We start from the raw sequence: 22,121 nt of genomic DNA on the forward strand, positions 1-22,121 counted from the left end.
GAGCGACGCAGCATTAATGTCGGTCCGACAGCCGATGGCCGGTTGCGGCCTGGCAGCTTTTGAACTGAAAGCGTTGAAAGCAGACCCGCGACTTCTGATGACTCGAAGACCGCCCCCTTAGACAATTGCAACGCCTTAGAGCGAATGATCCGCTTCCGGGTATCGAAACGATCAAAACGGCAACAACTCCCTTTTGCCAACCTCTTGATCGAACGTTGAACATCTTGCATTGGAGTGGCTGAACATGTGTAGCGGGGGATAGGCATGTCGATCGGAAAGCGCACGACATTAAGGGGCGCGCTCGTTGCAGGATTCTTGATTGCGGGATCGACCTGCGTCTTCGCGCAGAGCATCGAGTCTGGCTTCGTCAACAACGGTGAGTTCAAGAGGCCGACCTTCGCACCCGGTGACGAGCAAGTCGCTCGCGATTTCGCCAAGGGGATGGGAAGCGAGTTCAACAAGGACATGGAGCTGCCGTCGTGCATGTGGCGCACGCGGACGCGAAGCGCGGGAGGTTTCGCCGACGGCTATAGCGGCGACGACGGCTATGCGATCTTCGCACGCATTCCGGTGCCGGCGGCAGGCACGCGTTTCCACAATCTGACGCTGGGCACCAACCCGACAACCTACCGACCCGAGTTTCCGCGCGAAGCGTTCCTGCAGTTTCACGGGCTCAAGAAATATGACGATCCTATCACGTGGACTGCGACACTCGTCCTGCCCCAACTGGAGGCGAAGGACCACCCGCTTGGCCCGCCCTTCCGCGTCGCAACGGTGAAGCTTGGGGGTTATGAATTCCGGACCGGAAAGCCAGTCGTCACACGCGGCATTCCGATACACATCGACCTTCCCGACCTTGAGAAGGCACTCGCCGCGTGGGACGGCGCGGGCGGCTTCGAAGCAGCGATTTCCCCACTTGCACCGGCGAGCGACACCAAGGCACCGAGAGTGAAGCTCACGGCCGCTTATCCGGAGCTCGCGCGCGATATCAAGGATATGCAGGACAGGCTCATCGCGATGATCGCGCGCAACCGTGCGAACCAATGCGCGGTCTTTCCGCGCGAATGCCGCGACGGCGAGTGCGGGCTGTGATGCGCCTGCTCAAGATACTGGCCGCGAGCGCCGCGCTGGTCGGCGCTGCGATTGCAGCAACGGTACAGGCACAGCCTGCATCGGACAGCGCAGCCGGTCGCCTCGCCAAGATGCGCCTATGCCAGGCGGCGCAGCGAGGGCTTGCCGCAGAAGGTGGCAAGAGCAAAGACGAAATATTGCTGGACGCCCTCTACACTGCGGCCGGGACGAACAGCTCGGAGGCGGCCGACGTTCGCAAACGAAAGGTCGCCGCGATCTTCAAGCAGTCGGAACCGGTCAAGGGCTCGCGCCCGCTGCCCTACTGCGACGGTTCCAGTATTGCCTGGCAGGGTACGATACTCTGGCGCGCAATGGACAGCTGGGCACCCGAGCTCGTGACGCTGATGGTGGAGGAAGGCGCCGACATCAATTTTCGCGACAGCGGGAATGGCCGCACCTTGCTCGACGAGGTCTGGGATAAGTCTGACACCTGGATGCGCCAACCCGAAGAATATGCAGCGCCGCATCAGCGCGTCACGCTCGGCAAGCAGCTCATCAATACATATCACCGGCTTCGCGAACTCGGCGCGCGCCATGCTTTCGAACTCGGTCGTCCGGCGCCTCCACTCGAAGTGCAGGAACGCGCATGCCTCCGGGAGGAAGCAGGAGACGCGCCCGGGGAGGTTGCAGATTATGCGGGAGGGCTGAGCAAGGCGTTATCAGCGCTTACGCCGGGGACGGTGCCGGGTGGCACCCGCGTCTCGGCGCGGCAGGCCGCCTGCCTGATGAATGCTTACGGCGACGATATATTCATCATCGGCTCGATCTCCGACGACGTCGGCCTGCCGGGCGCGATCAAATTTCCGTTCGTCGGATATAGCGGCACCTTCGAAGACCAATATCAGACGGTCAGCAGGGAAATAGTCAAGATCGCCGACAATCGGCCGATCCTCGTCTATTGCCACAGCGTTAAATGCTTCCTCTCCTACAATGCCGTGTTGCGTCTCTCGCAAGCCGGAGCAACGAAGATTTACTGGCTTCGCGAGGGCCTCGGAGGCTGGAAGGCGGCCGGCTATCCGACGCAAACGCCCGACAGCTTCCTTTACCGCAGGGCGACCGGGAAATAGCGTAGCCATCCGCGAATGACGCGGGCGGCAGGCGGCGTCGGCGTGGCCGCTTGCCGACTGGCAGTTTTTACATTTCCATATAAGGGAACAGACAGTCGGCAGCTGGGGTTGGGATCGCCCGCGAAGTTAGGCAGAGGGCTTTCCGTTAGCTCTTGCAATAGCCCCGATCTTTTCGACTTCCTCGATCGACCCCAGGAACACCGGAATGCGGTCGTGCAAGCGATGCGGCTCGAGGTCCATGATAGAATTAAATCCATCGGTTGCCGCGCCTCCAGCCTGCTCGACAAGAAACGACATGGGCGAACCCTCATATAGCAACCTGAGCTTGCCGCTCTCCATCCCGTGACGCCGGTCCGCAGGATAAAGGAAAACGCCTCCACGCGTCAGAATGCGATGGACGTCCGCGACCATCGAAGCGGTCCACCGCATGTTGTAATTCACGGGCGAACCGTGGCATTGGCCGTCAAGGCACCCATCGATATATCGGCAGATCGCGTCCGGCCAGTGACGCCGGTTGGACGCGTTGATCGCAAATTCTCTGGTCGTGCGGGGAATGCGCATCCAGTCGTGGGTCAGGACGAACTCCTTACGATCCGGGTCGCGCGTAAAGCCAAAGCCCCCTCGCCCGGCCGTGAACACCAGCATCGTCTGCGGCCCGTAGATCGCATATCCCGCCGCGACCTGAGCGCGGCCAGCTCGTAGAAAATCTGATTCGCTGGGAACCGCGCCTGACGATCGGTTCGTCCATTTCCCGATAGAGAAAATCGTTCCTATCGACAGATTGACGTCGAGATTCGACGATCCGTCGACCGGATCGAATATGAGAAGATAGTCAGCATCCGCCGCGGCAGAACTGCAAAGGTGTATGTCTTCCATCTCTTCAGAGGCGAGAGCGGCCACCACTCCGCTGGCCTCCGCGGCGCGGACGATGATATCATTTGCGAGAAGGTCGAGCGCCTTCTGTTCTTCGCCCTGAACATTGCAGGTTCCGGCGCTACCCAATGCTTCGGCGAGCGCGCCTCTCGCGATGATGTCAGCAATATCGCCGCATGCTTTGCCCATTGTGAGAAGCAAGTCTCGAAGGGCCGCAGGTATGTCACCTGATTGTTCTGCGGCGCTGAGGTAATCCGCAAGCGTGACCCACGGCGTCGTTGACGACGCGGAGGCAGTTTTAGTGTCCGATGTCGGCGTCATCTCCATCCCGTTCCGCCGGCCATCGACGCGCGGCGGTTCGAACGATCGATTCCCATCAAGATACCCACCGAGAGCATTGCGGCCATCATCGCCGAAACGCCAGCGTTGGCGAAGCGAACAAAGGCACAATCAGAAAGCGCACCCACGGCGCAAGCGCCTGCTCGAGCCGATGGAGAGTCGACTCCGCGCTATCAGGCGCGCCGGGAGAGCGGATTATCGGAACGGCAAAGGCGGCGAGCACACCAGCGATCGTGGCGTGGATGCCGGATAGCAGGATCGCAAACCACAACAACGAAAATCCCAAAAGATATGGAAGGATTGCACGCACTCCCATGCGATTGATGACGAGCATCGCAGCGAAGACGGCAGCCGCGACCCCGAGCGCGGCGAGGTTCAGGCTCTCCGATCGCACCGACGGGCCCTATTTCATGGGCCTCGCGCTCGGCACCTCCGTCACCGATGAGCAGCTTGCCCACGCGGCCGGGCGTGCGCTGATGTGCCTGTCGACGAGCAATGAAAAGCAGTTGCTCGACAATATAGGCCAGCTCACGGACCAGTTGTTCACTTCGAGTATCGGCGAGACGGGCATGCGCGCACAGCCCGTCTGGAGTGAACGCATCGGCGCACGGGGCCGGATTGTTCAGATCCGCTGCGATCTGACGATGACGCTGTTCGGCATCGACCTTCATCAGGCGCAGCAGGCCCTCGCGGGCGGTCTCGAAGCAGACGCCTCCTCGTTTGTCGAATATGAACTGGTGAAGCCCGCGCTCCTCGACGTGCCGTCGGCCAAGGCTTTGCTGGCCGCCGACGAGGCTTTTTTGATGATCGTCCCCACGCCGCGCGGCACGCACAGTCTGGTCGTGACGCGCGAAGGCCTCGAATGGCACCGCTCCGCCATGACCGAAACGGAACTGACGGGTCATGTCCGCCGCCTGCTCTGGGACGTTGGCGCGAATATCGACGTTACCCCCGAAGAAGACGAGCGATGGTCCGCCGAAGGCGAAGGCGACTTTCCGTTCGATCGCGGCACGGCCTTTCGCCTCTATGAAGAATTGGTCGCGCCTGTCAGCCCGGCCCTTGCGGGCAAGCGGCACTTGTTCACCTCCGCGACGGGATCGATCTCCTCGCTGCCCCTCGGAATCCTCGTGACCGGGAAGCCGACAGGGATCGACGGCGACGCCGCAGCACTCCGCGCTACATCCTGGTTCGCCGACAAGGCGGCGATCGTCCAGCTACCGTCGCTCCAGTCGCTTCAGCTTCTCCGGGCGGTTGCGGGCCGAAACGCACCTACTGGAAGCAGCATGATCGGCTTCGGAGATCCCTTGCTCGAGGGCAATGCGGCAACGCGCGGCGTCGAAGGCCGGAACCGGACGGCACGCGGCGGCGGCACGCCGCTTGCCAGCAACATCTGGCGTGCGTCGAGCGGCGAAACCCAGCTCGCCGATCCCGCGGCCCTCCGCCGGCTCGCCCGGCTTTCCGGGACCGAGAAGGAGCTGAAGGCGATGGAGGCGCTCGTCGGCCCCAGCAAAACAAGGCTGTTTCTGGCGGGCTCCGCGACCGAGTCCAGTCTGAAGGCGGCTGACCTCGTAACCTCGTCGATATTATTCCTCGCAACGCACGGACTTGTGGCCGGCGAAGTCGGCGACATCGGCGAACCGGGACTGGTCTTCACACCGCCCGTGGCCGCCAGCCCTGCGGATGATGGCTTGCTGACAGCGAGCGAAGTGGCAGCCCTCCGTATCGGCGCGGGGTGGGTCATCCTGTCCGCCTGCAACACGGCAACCGGCGACGGCCGTGCGGGGGCGCCTGGCCTTTCCGGCCTTGCTCGCGCGTTCTTTTTTGCCGGATCGGAAAGCCTGCTCGCCTCGCACTGGCCGGTCCGCGACGATGTCGCGGCCGTGCTCGCCGTGCGCCTGTTCGAGATCTTGCGCGCCGATCCCACGTTGACACGCGCCGAAGCCCTGCAGCAGGTCGAGCGCGAAATTCGGGGCGACACGCGTGACGATCCCTATCTGAAAAGCTGGTCGCACCCGAGCGCCTGGGCGCCCTTTTCGTTGATCGGAGATGTCGGCCGCTGACATGTGCGCGACCACCCACTCGCCGCACAGGGCAACCTTTGGCCGATGGCGGACAGATCATATTGCGCCAGATTGCGGTCAATGACGGCGTCCACTGCCGGTCCCGCCGGGAAGGACAGCACCCATAAGTGCGCGATGTGTGCCCATCCGCTCGCGGAAACCTAGAGTCCGGGCACGGCTCCGCCCGCCAGCGCTTGTTGAACGCAGGCCTGCTGGAATGTGCGTTCGATGCCGGGGTCGGCGCGCGCCAGCGCCGCCACTGCCGACGTCGCAGCAGCAAGCCGTTCCTTCGTCATATCTCCGGTGCGCATATCCCACCAGTCGCGAACCTGCCAGCTCGGACCCGACACCTGTCCCTCGGCGGCGAGTTGACCCACGAACATTTCGACATGCGCGCGGCACGCCGCATCGCTCGCGCCCCCTTCGGCCGCGGACGGCGGCGAGGCAGTCCGCTTAAGGCGTTGCGCGCGATATCGCGTGAGGAGAGCGGTGCCATCGATCGAGGGCACTCGCTTCACCTGCAAAGCGGGCTCGCGCCGGCACATCATCTTCAGGCTGTGATCCGCAAGATCGTTGGCCGGCCTTGCGGCCTCGCCCTTACCAAATGATCGCAGCGTCTTGCCCGCTGCAGAGAAGGCCGCCCCGCCGAGCAACTGCGTCTTCTGCGCCGCGCAGTCGGCGCGGTACGTCGCCGTCGTGAACGCCGTCCCTTCGGGATCATCCTGCGGGAGCAGGAAGACGGTTGCGAATTCGATGGTTCCGTTGCCGCGGTCAACCCAGCGGAGACCGAAATATTTGGCGCCATTCGGTCCGAGCGTGTCCGGCACGACATCTTTCCGGCCGTATCTCGCAACGAGCGCGGCAAGCTCATCGCCTAGCACACCCGCTTCCTCGCTCGGCGCGCTGGCCAACGCGAGACGATATTGTCCCTGGGCGCCGTCCATAAGCCCAAGCGCGACATAGGCGCGTGCGAGATCGCGATGCCAGTCGGACGATATCATGAGCATATGGTGCCGCGGGGCCACGAGCGTCTCGAGGATGCCGGCTGCCTCAGCCGAATGACCGCCTTCGATGGCTTGCGCGGCGATCCGCGCCGTTTCACCATCGGCTTCGGCCTGACTACCCGCAGGAGGAGGCGGCGCAGCAGCCGCAAGGGCCAATGACGCACCGCCCGCAGCGAGAAGAATGACGGCGGCAAGTCGCCGTAGCTTCGCGCGGCATATCACCCAGGCCCTTGCTCCCGGCATCACTCGAAAGCGCTGCTGCAACCCTGGAAGCGCGTCGTCATTTCGTTGGGACCGATCGCTCGCTTTGCCCGTGCCGCAATGGCCGTCCGATCTTTCATCCGTCACTTGCGATATTGCCACTGATACGCGGGAATATTGTCCTTGCGAAGGAAGCCCGCAGTCCAGAAATTGATCGTTAATCCGGGCTTGCCGCCATAGGCCGCCGACCGCACGAAAGCATGAGCCGGACACGGCAAATCGTCCGAACGCACCGTGTCGATCAGTTCGAGGCATTGGCCGACGAACCGAGCCGACTTGGGGCCCGTCGATTCCACGCCGGTGATGCGGGCGATGACCGTCCCCGCGGGCGCCGTGATCTTTTTGAGATAGGGATCGGCGGTGTCGTTCTCGACAATCGTCGCCACCCCGTTGGCGACAGACAGTCTGATCTTGTGGTCAACCCCGTACCAGTCGCCATTGAGCGCCTTGACGGGATTGGCCGGCAAGTCCGGGATCGTCTGAGCCTGGGCGGGTACCACCATCAGCGCCAGCGCCGCCAACATATTCACTTTCCGCATCTACCACCCCCATTTTGTCCCGCAACGACGCTGCCGCAAATGGTCCGGACTGGCAATGCCAACATCACCGACTACGCCGTCCACCGAGCTGCTACGACAATAGCATCGCCTGCCAAAATGCCTGCGGTGCGGTTTAACAAGCGACGAACGGTTCGGCGCATTGCGGCTTGATTGGTAACTTTTTGTTAACCCCAAAAAAGCATTTTCTGCTCGGGGGGCACGAGGCGGCAACGACCGCGCGAACGGAGAATTCGCAGTGCTCGAATTGAGAACAAGGCCGACATCGGTCGCCGGACCGGTCGGGACACTGACGATCGAGGATTTGCCGTCACCGGCGGCAACCTACTGGGTCGCCCGCCGCAAGGCCGAACTGCTTGCCGCGATCGACGGCGGACTGATCGGTCTCGACGAGGCGTGCAAAAGATATCGCCTCAGCGGCGAGGAGCTGCAATCCTGGCGCCGCACGATCGAGCGCGCCGGCATCCCGGGTTTGCGAGTGAGAGCGCAGGGCATGCGCGCAATGGGAGGATAGGATTTTGTCGTCGCACGCGCCCCCACCGCGTGCGGTACCATGAGGACGGCGCGAGCAGACTGGTCCCTCTCGCGCCGTCCTTTCAGTTTAGCGGCACTTGAGTTCGCCGCGATCGATGGCCCGCCCAACCTCGGCGGGGCATCAGGACGGAACGCAAAAATTCCCAAACCAGTGGCTCTATTGGCGGAATAATGGCGGATGGCCATTGCCTTTTGTGAGTCCGGCACCTCCGCGCGATTTGCTGGAGGGCGCAGATTAAATGCGCGCAGCCCAATCCGCAAAACCGGGGATAAAAGCGAGAGGCGGCGCAAGCGGACCTATGAGCGTCGCAACGCTCGCGCCCCACCACCAAGCAGGGTGAATCCGGCCGTGGGTACGTCGATCATGAATCATACCCCATGCGGAAAGGGCAAGTACGCAGGCGGATATCGCTATAAGGCCGGCTGGCCCCAGCAGGTCCATCGGCAAAATGCGCGCCCAGGCAGGCCCCGTCAGCAGGATCGTCGCCGAGGTCATCAGCCGGCTGTGCCACGCCATTTTGCGACGAAACCCGAGCGCGGCGGCGATGAGACCAAGGAAGCCAGCCACGGTCAGGATATTGATCATCATGAAAATGTTGGCGGGCGCCATTCGCCCCGCCGAGATGGCCGCCGTGGTAATCCATATACCACTGACCCCCATTGCGACTGCCAGGATCATCATCGTCCAGCCTAGTTTACGATGCGTCATCCTGTTTGCGCGCGCGACGAGGGAGGGCTGAACAACGGCAAGCACGCTCCAGGCGACGAAAAGGAAGGCATGAACATAGAGGAGAGGTGAAAGTGCAGCGCTATCGACACGCCCAAGCGCCGCATTCAATCCGAAGCCGACAATGTTTATTCCCAGACACAGCGCCGCAATGCGCACGAATATTTGGGTGTCTGAACGGTTTGCAGGAGCGGGCATTCATAACCTCCAGGGCGCATCGGGCGGCTCAAGCATCACGACTAGATGACGCCAAGATTTCGGGCCGCGAACGCTGCTTCGGTACGGTTTGCGCTACCAAGCGCCGCAATAACGGCCGCCACATGGGCTTTGACCGTGGCGGGCGAAAGACAAAGCGTCCGGGCAATTTCCTTGTTCGATTTTCCGGTCGCGATCATCCGCAATATTTCGATCTGACGCACGGTCAGCTTCGAAAAGCCGACCCCTGCTGCGACGGTTGGCGGCTCGCTGCCTGTTTCGGAAAGTCTGCTCGTCAGCTTAATCATGCGCTCAGGCAGATAATGACCGCCAGCCAGAATCAGGCGCATGGCCAGTTCCAAAATCGTGGGGCTGGACACTTTGGGGATGAAGCCGGCCACGCCAAGCTCGAACATATCGAGCAAAATCTGGTCGTCCTCGACGCCCGTCACAACGAGCACGGGGGATTCAGGGGCCACATCCCGCAGCCGCCTTATCCCCTCGACCGGGGGCGCACCGGGCATCCCCAGATCGCACAATATCAGGTCGGGACCGACCACCGCGGAGGACCAGGCTGACGGAAAATCATTCGCAAGAATAATTTCGGCCGTGGGCCATGACATCTGCACACTGCCCCTCAACGCCTGCAACATCATTTGGTGATCATCGCAGATCAAGCAGCTGTTCATAGCGCAAGCTAGGCAGCGGCATCTTGTAACTCAAGGAAAAAGGCCGCTCCCGACGTCCAGTTCGGATCGAGGCCAGCTTTGCCGTTCATCAATGCCATGGTCCGCTGGACCGATGCCAGGCCTAATCCAAATCCGCCGCGCACCTCGTCGCCATGATTGCTACCCTGAAAATAGTCGTCGAACAGCGAAGCCACGTCTTCCGCCGCGATGCCGGAACCGTCATCGATAACCCATATGCGGACGGACGCGCCTCGCCGCCGCGCACCCATCAGCAAGCGGGTGCCCTGTGAATGGCGCAATCCATTGTCGACCAGGTTGAGCAACGCTCTTTCGAGCAATTCGACGTCTCCCAAGACTTGTAAACTGCTCGGCAGCGAATGAAGCGCGATGCCCTTCTGTGCAGCCATCGCTTCGGCCAGCGCCGCCGTCCGGGCGATGAAGTGTCCCACCGTCAACGGAACAAGCACCGCAGCCCTGTCCGCAGATTCAAGACGCAGATGTTCTATCATTTGACGCAGCCGTCGCTCGATCAGGGCAAAGGCGGCTTCGGTGTGCATCACGGCGCTCGCACGCAGGGCCGGATCGGTGCCCCTTGCAACCTGATCGAAGAACAGCCGGGCCGATTGTAACGGCTGGCCCAGATCATGCGACGCGGAAGCAAGGAAGCGCCCTTTGGCGTCCCGTTGCCTTTCGGCTTCGGAGCGCGCGGCTTCTGCAATCGCTCGCGATTGAGCCGCCTGTTTGATGGCGTCGGGGAAGACTTTGCTCAGGAAAAACATGATTGCCGCGAACAGCAGGACGAACACCAAGATGACACCGTTGAACAAGGCGGCCCGATAATCGTGTACGATCACGATCGATCCCAGCATCGCGATGATCGCGAACCTGTTGACCGCGGCATGCTGCGGCGCCGAGATGATCGTGATCGAAAGATATGCCATGACGAAAATAATCATCAACAGATGCAGCGGCTCCGGCGCGCCCGGCAAAAAGGCCCAGATCATCGTTATGATGATCAACCCCGTGCCGATCAGCAGGCATTTGCCGATCAGATTCCAGCGGCGAACCTCAAACGCCTGCGACGGCCGGATCCAGTAGTGGGCGACAATGGAAGCCAGCCAGATAGCCATGAAAATGACGGTGACGACACTCCATGACCGCATCGTGGTGGGCGGCACATAGGGCGCGAACAGCACGGACATGGAATAGAATGCCGCTGCAAGCCCTGCATAGCGGAGCAAACTGGCCAGCAGGCCGATCGGATAATGCTCCGCTGCCGCCTCGACTTCGCTTTCCTGTACCGGCGCGTCATCCCGATCGGCGCTATCCGTCGGCCTGATGGAACCGGTCTTGAAAAGGGGCTGTCTTTCGTCGGGCATGGCGCCAACCTTGCCGCAATCGCGTGGCGGCACAAGGGATGTAGGCCATCTGGCTGTGGCATCGGCCATGCGGCTAGGCCATTTGGCCGATGCACCGCGAGTCCGCGCTTTCTATCACCTCAAAGGGGAAAAATCCGGGGCGCATTTTTTCGCCTTTGACCTTTGAGGAGCATATAATGATCACAGACTCGAAGCTTTTTACGGGGTGCAGCGCCGCCGCGCTGACGCTCGTCGCCCTTGCCTTGCCAGCCCCCGCGTGGGCGGATTCGACGCCCGAATGCAATATTGGCATGATCGACGATCCCGGCCCTGACGGCTTTTTCGGCACGCCCGACGATGTCCAGTTGGGCACGACCGAATGCGGCGCGTTCAGCAATGCTCTGGGAACGAACAGCACCGCGATCGGGGTCAGTGCCGTCGCATTCGACCCCAACAGCACCGCTATCGGCGAAAATAGCTCGGCCAGTGCACCCAACAGTGTGGCTCTGGGTAGCGGATCAAGGGCCGACGAAGCCAACACCGTTTCAGTCGGTTCCGTCTTCTCGACGCGGCGGATTACCAATGTTTCCGCCGGCACGCAGATCAACGATGCGGCCAATGTGGGCCAGATGAACGCCGGAGACGCCGCGACGCTGAACAGTGCCAATGCCTATACCGATACACGCGAGACGGCGATCCGCAGCGATATTGCCGCGGGCGACGCCGCGACGCTCGTCGCGGCGAACGGCTATACCGACACGCGCGAAGCCGCGATCCGGGCCGACATCGTGGCGGCTGGGGCCACCGCCCTGGCGGACGCTAATGCCTATACCGACATCCGCGAGACGGCGATCCGGAGCGATATGACGATCGCCGACGACCGCATTGAAGGGCTTGCAGCGACTGCGCAGCAGACCGCCGATACCGCGATCGTGCGCGGCGATACGCTTGGTGCCAGCACAGTCGGCGCGCTCGGGGGCGGATCCAGCTATAATGCCGCGACTGGCGCTGTCTCGGCGCCCAGCTACATGATCGGCGGCCAAAGCTACGCCAATGTTGGATCCGCACTCGACGCGGTCGACGACCGGCTAGGACAGATCGACGCACGCATCGACGTCTTGAATGCGACGTCCGATCGACGGTTTCGCCACGCCAATGGAGGCATCGCGGCGGCCATGGCAATGGGCGGAACGATGATCGTGCCTGACAGCACGGTATCGATGAACTTCAATCTCGCGACCTTTCGCGGCGAGCAGGGCTTTTCCGGCGCGGTGGTCGTGCGCGCCTCTCCGCGCGTCTACATCTCGGGCGGCTTTGCGGGATCGACCGTCAAGGGTTCGACCGGAGGCCGGGTGGGGGTAGCATTCGGTTTTTGACCGAACGACATCCTTCGCGGGCTACCGCATAACGAACGGCACTCAGTTTAACATCTTCAACGTCAGCTTTTTGCGACCCAAGCCGATCAAGGAGTTTCTCACGCTTATCGATAGCATGAGAACGGAAAGGTCCCGCTTCATTGCGGGACCTTTTTTTTGGTACAATTCTGCGTCGCGGCTGCCATGGCCTCCTCGAACATGTAAAAGGTACTGCCTAGGCGCATGTTGGCCGTTAGCAGTCAGGCAGCTTCGGGGCCAAACACGATCAAAGCGGGCGTTCGGTGAGCCGGCGTCCGGAATAAGTTTCGCAGACGAAAAGAGACCGAGGCGGCGCTTACCACCTCGGCCCCCTACTGCCGGTCATGCGCCTGACGGGTCGCTAATCAGAACGCAATTCGCGCAGTAACTCGTGCTCCATGGGTGCCGCGATCTGAGGCAAGCGTTCCGGTGTACGCGGCGCCAAGACGGAACGAGCCCGTGGTAAATTCAAAACCGGCTTCGAGCTCGGCAGAGTTTTTCGGGATTGCCGTTCCAATGATATGGAACGCCGGACCGCCCGCCGTGAAGCGCGACACGATGGGAGCGCCGCGATCGTTCAACGCACGGTTCCATGCCGCCGAAACGAAAGGCTGGAAGCCTGTTTGCCCGGCGTTGAACTGCGCACGCCCGCCAAGGCTCAGGAACGTCGTCTTCTGATTGGCCTTCCCGATGCTTAGCGCCGCGTTGCCTCCAGCTTCCGCGAAAGCATCGCTGCCGGTATCGACTTGGGCCAATCGGACAAACGGCGTGATCGCGGTGTTGCCTGCCAGGATTTCATAACCGAGTTCGCCGAAGAATTGCAGCGTATCGCCGTCGCGCTTCGAGGTCAGCGTTTGCGCCAGCGGCGCGCCACTGACAGCCCGCGTCGTGTCTATCTTGTGCCAAGCGTAGCTGACCCCGATCGTACCGCGCAGACCGCCTTCGTTGCCATAGGTCGCATGTGCCGCGAGATATTTGCTCTCGACGTCGGCATGGTCGCTGCGGCCACTGAAGCGGAAATCCGAGCCTCCGATCCCAGCCGAAAGCGCGGCCGCGAAGCCGTTGCCGCTGATGCCGAAACCTGCAATGAGCCCCTTGTGATCCGTGTCCATGGCAAAATTGCCGCGATTGGCGTCGAAATCGCCCCAGCCGCCAAAGGCCGAGCCCCACACGAAAGTACCGCCTTCTTCGGGTGCTTTCATGCCCATCAGCGCGTTACGCAGATGCCGGCTGTCGTCGGCCAGCCCGCTGATCGCGCTGGCGAGGATTTCTCCCGACAGATCGCTGAAGCTCGTCTGGGCCGTCGCTGCATTCTGCACCAGCACCGCTTCGTACAGCGAGTTATTGATGCCAAGCGCCTGAATCGCGGCCGCTACGCCCCCTTGATTGAAGCCAACGGCGATATCGGCGAAATCGATATCGTTGCGATAAAGGGACAGCGTGACCGAATTGGCGTTGTAGCGCAGCAGCGGGTCAAGGAAGGCGAGATCGGTCGTCACCGAACCGAACGTCCCGGTGATCCCGTTCGCGCCCGTCAGGATGACGTAGTCGGTCCGCGGATCATAGTCGCCGTCCTCGGCGAGAATGGCGACATTTGCCGTGCTGGCGATCGTCACGGCGCCGGTTGCATCGAGGCGGTCGGCCGCGCCCGCCGCATTGACTTCGACTTCGTAGGTCGAACCGGCAGCGAACGCGAGGTCGCCGTTGACGGTCAGCTGGCCAATCGAATTTCCGGGCGCAAGTGTCCCGCCCTGACCCACGGTGGTCGAGCCTACGGTACCGTTGCCGCCGAGGGTGCCGCCGCTGTTGACCGTGACCGGCGACGCGATCGATCCATTGACCGCGAGCGTGCCGCCGTTGACCGAGGTGGGACCGGTATAGCTGCTATTGCCCGTCAGGTTGAGCGTCCCGTCGCCTTCTTTCACCAGACTGCCGGTGCCGGAGATGTCGCCGCCAAACGCCGTATTGCCGCTCTGCGCAACCGTAAGCTGGCTGTCGTCGATCACGACGTTCGATCCCGCGTCGCCCTCGAGACCGCCGATCGTCTGGTCCTTGCCGGAGATGTCGAGCGTACCACCTTCGCCGAGGTCGAACTCGGTATCCGGATCGATCGCACCCCCGATGCGCACAGAACCGCCGAGGATATTCGTCACGCCTTGGAACGCATAATCACCCATGAAGGTCAACGCACCATCGCCCTTCTTGTCGAGGACGCCGCTGCCCGAGAAGGCGCCGAGAAAATCATAATCGTCGGAGCGATTGAAGACGAAGCGCCCATCGTTGACGATATTGCCAGAGAAACTTCCTTCGGTTCCGCCAGCGCCGAGCTCGAAGAAACCGGTGCCTTCGGTCTTCACGTCGCCCTGGAGCAGGCCCGTCAAAACGAGGCCACCGTTAGAAACGATCGTGCCGCCGGTGTGCGCGATATTCCCGGTATCGACCGTGAACACGGCGTCGCCGACGAGCTGCAGCTGCCCGGTCCCGTCGATCGTGAGGTCGTCGAGCGCGGAAACCGTCTCATCGGCGCCGAAATTGAGCACGAGCAGGCCGTTGGTACGGACCGACGGTGTCAGGATCGGCGAGCTTGCTTCGCCGCCGACGTCGATTTCATTGACGCGCAGCGCCGCGCCTTCTTCGATCATCACACTATCGAACGCGCCCACGGCGCCCGAGGTGGACCAATAGCCGGCAGCGACATTCAGCGTCTCGAACCCGCTTGCTTCGGTCAGTTGCTGTGCTTCGGTCAGGTCGAGGACGTCGCCGTCGAGGGTCAAGCCGTCGATCCCCGCGCCCGCGTCGACGAGCCCCGAAATTGCGCTGCCGGTCCGCAGCGTGACGCTGTCGTCGAAGCTGCCAAGCTGGACCGCAATGCCGCCGCTGCCGGTGATCGTACCGGCATTGTCGAGAACGACCGCGCCGCTGTCGTCGCCCCAGACGCCGCGGCTGCCGCCGGTGATCGCGCCCGTGTTGACCAGCGTCGCGGTCCCGAAATTGCCCAGGATGACACCGTCAGTCGCGCCGGTGATCGTCCCGCCGTTAACGATTTCCGCAGTATCCAGAAATCCTGCGACTGCCGCGCCGAAGGTACCATTCCCGGCGATAGTACCGCCTGCGGCATTCGTGATCTTGCCGGTCTGCACAATATCGGCCGTGACCTGCAGCCCCTCGACGACTGCGCCCGATGTCGCGCCAACAATCGTACCGCCGTTGGTGATCGCGGCGGTGTCGGTGACAAGGACCACCGCACCATAGCCGTTGGTGCCTGTGATCGTTCCCGCATTGGTCAGCGTGCCATCATAACCCGTCTCTTGCGTGAGCCCGGCGCCACGCTGGATAAGCACCCCGCCCGGACCTTCGCCGGTAATGGCACCCGCGTTGTCGATGCTGCCGCCCGCCGACATGACGATGCCGAAACGCGTTCCGCTGATCTCTCCGCTCGCGCTGTTTGTGACAGCACTGACGTAGCCCGCGAGCGTCTGACCGTCGTAGGGATAGATCGAGATGCCGTCGGAAAGCGCGCTGCCCTCGCCGCGGATCGTCCCGCTGTTGCTGACCGTGCCACCGCCGATGAGGCGGACGCCATCGTTCGTTTCGCCAAGAATGGTGCCGCTGTTCGTCACTTGCGTGCCGATGGCGAGCCCGACAATGTCACCGATGTCCTCGTCGAACTGATAGGCGGTGGTAATGCCCGCACCGGCACCCGAAATCGTACCGCTGTTGGTGACGCTCGACGCGGCGGTGGTGATCGTCGCGCCCGCGTCGGGAGCGGCGTCAAAGCCATCATAGGTCCCTTGGCCGCGGATCACACCGGCGTTGTTCACGACGAGGGTGCCGGTCGCGAAAGAATAGATGCCTGACGTTCCGCCAGTGATCGATCCGCCCGCGGCATTGGTGATCGTCACATCGGCGCGCGAACCTTGCGAAACGCCGGCGCCAAAATTGCTGCCAATCGTGCCGCTGTTATCGAGGGTGGCGCTCGACATGTCGCTGCCGAAACCAACGCCGAAACCATCGCCCCCGCTTCCACCGAGGTCGCCAGTGCCGCGAATATCGCCCGTGTTGACGACCCTGGCGGTGAGACCGCTTCGATCCTCACCGGGATCGGTATTGAGCGCGGTCCCCTGGATGTAGACGCCGCCGTTGACGCCTTCGATTTCGCCGGCGTTCACGACCTCGCCGCCGCCGGACAGGATAACCGCGAACCGCTGGCCTTCGATGCGGCCATTCTCATCGTTGGTGACGTGCGCCGAATAATCCTCGTTGGATTGATCGACATGCGCGAACATCGAGATGCCGTCGGTGCCCTGCGCGCCTGGGTTGACGCCCACGATGAAGCCGCTGTTGATAACGCTTCCGCCACCCGCGAGCCGAATGGCGTCGTTATTGAGCCCGATGATTTCACCGCTGTTGGTGATCGAGCTATTGACAGCGCGGCCGGTCCCATCGGCCATCGGCGCGGTGACGATCGCATATTGGCCGCCGATGATCCGGCCGCTGTTGACGATCGCCGCGTCCGCCGTGGTAATGACGATCGCATCCTGAGCGCCGGCGCTTATCAGCCCCGCATTGTCGACAATCAGCGAGCCCTCGTTCGAACGGATCGCCGTCCCGTTGGCGATGATTTCACCGTCATCATGATTGTTGATGGTGAGTACACCTGTCGACTGGCCGATGATGGCCGCCGCCTGGCCGCTGATCAGCCCTTCGTTTTCGATTACGGCACTGCTGAGCGCGCCGCCGGCAAGGACCCCCAGAAACCCCTGAACCGTGCCGCTGTTGTTGAGCATGCCGATACGGCCCGCTTGATCCGCATTCGCGCCAAGGATCACACCGAAGGGGCTGACATTGGGGTTCGCTGGATTGAACGTCCCTGTGCTGCGGATCGTCCCGGCATTGTCGACGGTGCCGCCGCCCTGGACGACCACGCCGAACATCTGGCCTTCGATGAGGCCGCCCGGAGCGTTGGTGACCGAGCCGATCCCAGTAACATCGGCGGCAATCGATTGGGTGAATTCGGAAAGGGCGACACCGGTGCCCGTGCCATTGTTGCCGTTCACCCCCCGAATCACGCCACTGTTGGTGACCGACCCGCCCCCGACCAGCGCAACGCCGCTGCCGGCCCGGCCCTCGATCGTACCCGAATTCGTCACGGCGGTGTTGCGCGCGCGCGCCTGTGTCCCCTCGGCGTTCTGGAATACAGCGGTGGTGATGCCTGACAGCGCTCCGACGATGCCTTGGCTGTTTTTGATGACGGCGTCCGCGGTCGTGATGTTGATCGCATTCTGCCCGGCACTGAAGATGAAACCCCGGTTGTCGACGGTCAGCGTGCCGGCGTTCGACGCGATGGCGGTCGCATTGGCCAGGATTTCGCCATTCTCGAAATTGTTGACGGTGAGATTTCCGGTCGATTGGCCGATGATCGCGATCGCCGTGGCTTGGATCGTTCCGTCGTTGTTGATCGTAGCGCTTTCGAGGGCGCCGCCCGCCAGCACACCAAGGAAGCCGGAGATGATGCCGGTGTTGTCGACCGTCGCGGCGCGGCCTGTCTGCTCAGCGGTGGCGCCGAGGATGAGTCCGAACGGGCTGATATTCGGCGTTGCGGGGTTCGGAGTACCCGTGCTGCGGATCGTTCCCATGTTGGTAACTGTCCCACCACCTTGAAGCACGGCGCCGAAGACCTGCCCCTCGATCACGCCGCCGTCATTATTTTTGATTGTGCCGACGCCGGTGACGTTGGCGGCGGCGCCCGGGAATTCCGAAATCGACACCCCCGTCCCCATAATCGTACCGCCCGGGCTGCCAGTGAACCCGGAAATGGTGCCGCCATTTGTGACGCTGCCACCACCGATCAGTGCGACCCCCGATCCGGCCTCACCGCGGATCACTCCACTATTGAACACCTGCGTATTGGCCGCCAGCGGCTGCGGCGGGAGATCGTCGCCATTTGCGTCTTCGCTGAAGAAATAGGTTGTGACCACGCCATTCGCAGCGCCGGTGATCTGGCCGGCGTTGGTGACGGTGGAATCGGGCTGCGCAATGACGATACCGCCGCTCGGCCGGCTATCGATTCCGCCTATGTCGGTACCATTACCACGAATTGTCCCGGCATTACCCACGGTGACCGGGCCATTGTCGGCGTAGATGCCGATGATATCACCTTCAACAACCTCTCCGTCGTCGACCTCGATCTCGAGCCGCTCGGGCTGATCATTATGAATGCCGAACGCATTTTGCGCGGCCGCCGGCGCAACATGAATGATCGAGAAGCCAACGATCGCGCTGGTAGCGAGAAGGCGAGATTTCGAGATGTGTGACATGAGCAGGATCCCCCGTTTGACGTTGCAGGCAAAGCAGGGGTTTCGCCGGAGAGCCAATGGCTCTCCGGCTCGGCCCACCCCGCCTTGAAATTTGCGCCCCCAGCCGATTGGGCGACATCACCCCCGGCTTTGTGAGCGATGACTAGGAGCAGGCCTCACGCCGCGTCTACCCAATGTTATTTAGGGTGATTTTGCGACGAGCCGTTCTGGCTGCCCTTGCGTGAGGACGACCGCTGCCGTTACGGAAAGCAATCACCGGGGGGTGGGTCGGACAGGTTGGCGGGGAGCGGAGGAATTCGCGCGCTGACAGGAGGCGCAATGATGCATTCGACCCCCGCTCGGCGCGGGGGGTATCGATGCGAATCCTGTACGCCGTTCTCGGCTTCTTCTTCTTTCTGGGTGCACAGCCTGCGTGGGCAGAGCCTGAAAAGCTGCCGTCGCTTGGCCTACGGGCCGGCCAAGACGCACCGTCTCTCGTGCCCTTTGTGCGCTTTGTCGAACGCCCAGGCGCGACAAGAACGCCCGAGTTGGATGCGATTCTCTCCAGCCCGCTCCAAGGCATAGATGGTTCGACTATCCATTTCGGGCCGCCGGGAACGCGGACGATCATATTGCTAAAGGTCCGCAACGCCAGCGAACTACCAGGCAGCTGGATCCTGACGACCGGCCGCGGCTCGCTGAAGCACTTCCGGCTTTATGAAACGGCGGGCGGCCCGCTATCGCTGATTGTTGACGGAACCGATCCCGAGAGCGCGCGACAAAATCTCGCTAGCTATCAGGCTTTCAGCTCCGAGCTGGTGCTGGCCCCGCACCAAGAAAAGCTGATTGTGATTGAGTTTATTTCCGAAAACTCAACCTACATGCCGCTCAAGATCAATAGTTACGGAACTTTTTTCAAGGAACGACGCGCAAACATCTCCATGGTGTCGGGTGTTGTCATCGGCGCAATTACGCTGCTTCTACTCAATTTCCTGTTCTTTTCGATCACGGGATTCAAGGAATTTTTATGGCTGGCCGTCGCCGAGGCATTCTTCGCGCTGAACACCATCCATTCCGAAGGTTACATCACCATCTTCTTCCTCTACGATAAGCCTCTGACCGGCGTCGCCGTCGAAGATTTTTTCAAATGCGGGTTTGCCGCAGCGATGGCCCAATTCTGCCGCAGCTTCGTCAATACCGCAGATAATTTTCCGAAACGTGACGCTGTGCTGAAGTGTTTGATTCTTATTGCGATGGCCGTGATGCTACTGCAGCCGGGCCTGTCAATCTATCCGCCCGAGATGCGATTTTACCTTCACCTCTCAGCATGGCTCGTCGCCGTAGCCGTCGCGCTTTTCCTGCCGTTCGTCGGTTATGCCGCCATGAAGCAAATCGGGTTTCAGCTCTGGCCGCTTTTCGTGGGCTGGGCCAGTCTCGCCCTCTTCATCCTTTACGCCGCGATCGCTTCCATGGGTATCTTCACCTGGCTGCCGATCAACTGGCACCTCGCCGGTCCGGTGGGATTGTTTGAATCGGTCATGGTTACGTTCGCCCTCGGTCTGAATCTCAAGAAGATCCAGCAGGACAAGCTCGCTGCCGATGCCAATTATGCGCATTCGCTCGCCGAGCGTCTCGATATCAGCGAGCGGGCGAAGCGACTGGCCGAGGAGAAGGCTTTCGCACTGGAGACTGTGAACAGTCAGAATGCCCTGCTTCATGCATCCGGCCATGACAGCCGACAGGTCATTCTGGCGCTCAACAGCGCAGTCGACGTCCTCAAGCGCCAGGACGGACCGGGGGCGGACACCTCGCTGGTCGAGATGCTCGAAAGCTCGGCGGATTATCTGAGCGAGATCGTGTCTACCACGATTTCGGGCGCCAACATCGCCGCAGGCGATTCCGATTTTGTGTCGCTTAGCGCGTTTCGCGGCCAGGCACTCGTCGAGCCCCTGTCGATGATGTTCAAGACGCCGTTCGCAAGCAAGCAGATGACGCTCAAAGTGGCCATCGCAGAAGATGTCACGATCATTTCGGACAAGCCATTGCTAATGCGCGCGCTCGCCAATCTGCTCAGCAACAGCTACAAATATACGGAAAGCGGAGGTGCGAGCATCGCGCTTCAACTCGAGAATGGGAATGCCGTAATCACTATCCGCGACAGCGGAAGTGGGATGCCTGCGGAGATCGCCGCCACATTGAACGGCAATGCCATCACAAGGATTCGCGCAGACGAAACGGCTCCCGGCAGCGGGTCGGGCTATGGATCGGCGAAGCGCATTATCGAAACATTGCGAGGCAGCATAAGCATAGTCTCGTCGACGTCCCAGGGCACTGAAATTTGCATCACCCTTCCCGCAGCCTTCACCACAACGACGCCAGTTACGATCGCCGATTTGCAGGCAGCCCTGGACAGCTGGAGGCTCCTCGATTTCGATCAACGCGCAGCGTTCGAGACAGAACTGGCCGCACCCGACTTCGCAAGGGAACGGGCAATAGCGCTGACCTACGACGATACGACCGTCACGCGTGGTCGTCTCAGCCATCTTGTCGCGATGGCGGTGATCAAGCCGGCATGCCGCGAGCTACTTGGACATCCGCTTCTGCAGGTGCGATCAGAGCAGGTTTAGCTCATTCGCGCGATCGACGATCTTGCGATTGTGCGGCACATCGAGTTTGCGACGCAGTTCGGCGATGTGAAAGGAAACGGTCGGGGGCGCGATCGCCAGACGATAGGCTATCTCCTTGTTTGTCTCGCCTTGCGCCAGATAGTGAAGGATTGCCATTTGCCGCGAAGACAGCGCGACGGGCGGCTGCTGGAACTTGCCGAGCGCCTCCTCGATATGCGGCGAAATATGTACCTCGCCCGCCAGTGCTGCATCGCAAGCAGCAATGATCTGATCGAGCGGATCGGATTTGCTGACAACGGCCCGTGCGCCCAGCTTGAGCGCCGAATGAATTTCGCCGAGGTGAGTTTCCCCGGTGAGAATGATCACCGTCATATCGCGCGAGCCGACAATTTCGGCGAGGACGTTGATCCCGCGAACGTCGGGAAGATTCAGGTCGAGGATGACCAGATCCACAGCCTGCGACTGGACAAAGGCATTTACGGTTGCGCCGCGGTCGAGCGAACCAACGACTGCGTAACGATCGAACGACGCAAACAGGAAACGAAGTCCGCTCTGCGTGATGCGGTGATCGTCCACGATCAGAATATTGTGTTTCACGACCATGCCTGCCCCCGCTCGCCCTGACAGACTTTTCCGCGGATCATTGCATCGACGCAACCCGAATTAATGCGGGGTACTCGCACGTCTAATTTTCTGATCTTGGCTGCGGGAGATAGTCAACGCGGACACCAATTGGCACCAAGGAACATTGCTCCCGTCGTTGAGGTCGCCCCTCTTAACCTGCCATCAGCATCTCAGGGAGCCTGCACTCTAGAAGCTTCCCAAGCGGCCTCGTCGAGTCTGGCCGATTTCGGCCAATCGGTATTCGGCGAAAATTAAGAGAACCAGGCCTTAGCGCACGCCGCATGGCTCGAGCTGAAAGTGACCGGAACTGGACATTTAAGATTTGCCCTCTGTCACGTTCCGGCCCTTCCCACCGCACCTGACGGACGCCGACTCCGCCACTCAA

General features: G+C 61.6%; 15 protein-coding genes. 6 read left to right on the forward strand and 9 right to left on the reverse strand.

The features are described from left to right. The first annotated feature begins 264 nt into the window (after positions 1 to 264). Positions 265 to 1,092 (forward strand): hypothetical protein, encoded by an 828-nt coding sequence (locus ACSYDV_RS18195; RefSeq protein ID WP_438325236.1) that lies wholly within the window; start codon positions 265 to 267, stop codon positions 1,090 to 1,092. Beyond that, positions 1,092 to 2,198, forward strand: a complete 1,107-nt coding sequence (locus ACSYDV_RS18200) for a rhodanese-like domain-containing protein (protein ID WP_438325237.1) — start codon at positions 1,092 to 1,094, stop codon at positions 2,196 to 2,198. Before ACSYDV_RS18195 ends, ACSYDV_RS18200 begins: the two co-directional genes overlap by 1 nt. Positions 2,199 to 2,324: 126 nt before the next feature. On the opposite strand, the gene ACSYDV_RS18205 is transcribed toward ACSYDV_RS18200, so the two are convergent. Beyond that, positions 2,325 to 3,398 carry a class 1 fructose-bisphosphatase gene (locus tag ACSYDV_RS18205; protein WP_438325238.1) on the reverse strand — a complete coding sequence of 358 codons (1,074 nt, stop codon included), beginning with the start codon at positions 3,396 to 3,398 and terminating at the stop codon, positions 2,325 to 2,327. A 79-nt stretch (positions 3,399 to 3,477) separates the two neighbouring features. Beyond that, positions 3,478 to 3,744, reverse strand: coding sequence for a Na+/H+ antiporter NhaA (locus ACSYDV_RS18210; protein WP_438325239.1), 267 nt, complete (start codon positions 3,742 to 3,744; stop codon positions 3,478 to 3,480). Here ACSYDV_RS18210 and ACSYDV_RS18215 point away from each other — a divergent pair. Then, complete coding sequence (locus tag ACSYDV_RS18215) at positions 3,725 to 5,470, forward strand: CHAT domain-containing protein (RefSeq protein WP_438325240.1); 1,746 nt, start codon at positions 3,725 to 3,727, stop codon at positions 5,468 to 5,470. The genes ACSYDV_RS18210 and ACSYDV_RS18215 overlap by 20 nt on opposite strands. 161 nt (positions 5,471 to 5,631) lie before the next feature. On the opposite strand, the gene ACSYDV_RS18220 is transcribed toward ACSYDV_RS18215, so the two are convergent. Both ACSYDV_RS18220 and ACSYDV_RS18225 read right to left on the reverse strand, forming a co-directional pair. Next, positions 5,632 to 6,630, reverse strand: a complete 999-nt coding sequence (locus ACSYDV_RS18220) for a hypothetical protein (protein ID WP_438325241.1) — start codon at positions 6,628 to 6,630, stop codon at positions 5,632 to 5,634. Positions 6,631 to 6,818: 188 nt separating this feature from the next. Further along, entirely contained in the window at positions 6,819 to 7,274 is a 456-nt protein-coding gene (locus ACSYDV_RS18225; protein ID WP_438325242.1) for a hypothetical protein, read from the reverse strand. A 256-nt stretch (positions 7,275 to 7,530) separates the two neighbouring features. On the opposite strand from ACSYDV_RS18225, the gene ACSYDV_RS18230 reads away from it, so the two are divergent. Continuing rightward, on the forward strand, positions 7,531 to 7,806 hold the full coding sequence (locus ACSYDV_RS18230; RefSeq protein WP_438325243.1) for a DUF1153 domain-containing protein: 276 nt from the start codon (positions 7,531 to 7,533) through the stop codon (positions 7,804 to 7,806). A 255-nt stretch (positions 7,807 to 8,061) separates the two neighbouring features. Here ACSYDV_RS18230 and ACSYDV_RS18235 read toward each other — a convergent pair whose 3' ends face one another. The 3 genes from ACSYDV_RS18235 to ACSYDV_RS18245 are packed head-to-tail and all read right to left on the reverse strand — an operon-like array spanning position 8,062 to position 10,885. Next, entirely contained in the window at positions 8,062 to 8,751 is a 690-nt protein-coding gene (locus ACSYDV_RS18235; RefSeq protein ID WP_438325245.1) for a hypothetical protein, read from the reverse strand. A gap of 41 nt (positions 8,752 to 8,792) precedes the next feature. Continuing rightward, positions 8,793 to 9,437 (reverse strand): LuxR C-terminal-related transcriptional regulator, encoded by a 645-nt coding sequence (locus ACSYDV_RS18240; protein WP_438325246.1) that lies wholly within the window; start codon positions 9,435 to 9,437, stop codon positions 8,793 to 8,795. Positions 9,438 to 9,445: 8 nt separating this feature from the next. Further along, a complete protein-coding gene (locus ACSYDV_RS18245) occupies positions 9,446 to 10,885 on the reverse strand; it encodes a sensor histidine kinase (protein WP_438325247.1) in 1,440 nt (479 codons plus the stop codon). Positions 10,886 to 10,992: 107 nt separating this feature from the next. Between ACSYDV_RS18245 and ACSYDV_RS18250 the strand changes: the two genes are divergently transcribed. Then, on the forward strand, positions 10,993 to 12,171 hold the full coding sequence (locus ACSYDV_RS18250; protein ID WP_438325248.1) for a hypothetical protein: 1,179 nt from the start codon (positions 10,993 to 10,995) through the stop codon (positions 12,169 to 12,171). A 383-nt stretch (positions 12,172 to 12,554) separates the two neighbouring features. Here ACSYDV_RS18250 and ACSYDV_RS18255 read toward each other — a convergent pair whose 3' ends face one another. Beyond that, positions 12,555 to 18,506 carry an autotransporter domain-containing protein gene (locus ACSYDV_RS18255; RefSeq protein ID WP_438325249.1) on the reverse strand — a complete coding sequence of 1,984 codons (5,952 nt, stop codon included), beginning with the start codon at positions 18,504 to 18,506 and terminating at the stop codon, positions 12,555 to 12,557. Positions 18,507 to 18,862: 356 nt separating this feature from the next. Here ACSYDV_RS18255 and ACSYDV_RS18260 point away from each other — a divergent pair, with 356 nt between their 5' ends. Beyond that, positions 18,863 to 21,112: a sensor histidine kinase gene (locus tag ACSYDV_RS18260; RefSeq protein ID WP_438325250.1), complete on the forward strand. Its 2,250-nt coding sequence runs from the start codon at positions 18,863 to 18,865 to the stop codon at positions 21,110 to 21,112. On the opposite strand, the gene ACSYDV_RS18265 is transcribed toward ACSYDV_RS18260, so the two are convergent. Then, entirely contained in the window at positions 21,098 to 21,709 is a 612-nt protein-coding gene (locus ACSYDV_RS18265; protein ID WP_438325251.1) for a response regulator, read from the reverse strand. The two genes, ACSYDV_RS18260 and ACSYDV_RS18265, sit on opposite strands and share 15 nt — an antisense overlap. Positions 21,710 to 22,121: the final 412 nt, after the last annotated feature.

It is taken from the genome of Sphingopyxis selenitireducens (assembly GCF_051550705.1).
Lineage (GTDB): Bacteria > Pseudomonadota > Alphaproteobacteria > Sphingomonadales > Sphingomonadaceae > Sphingopyxis.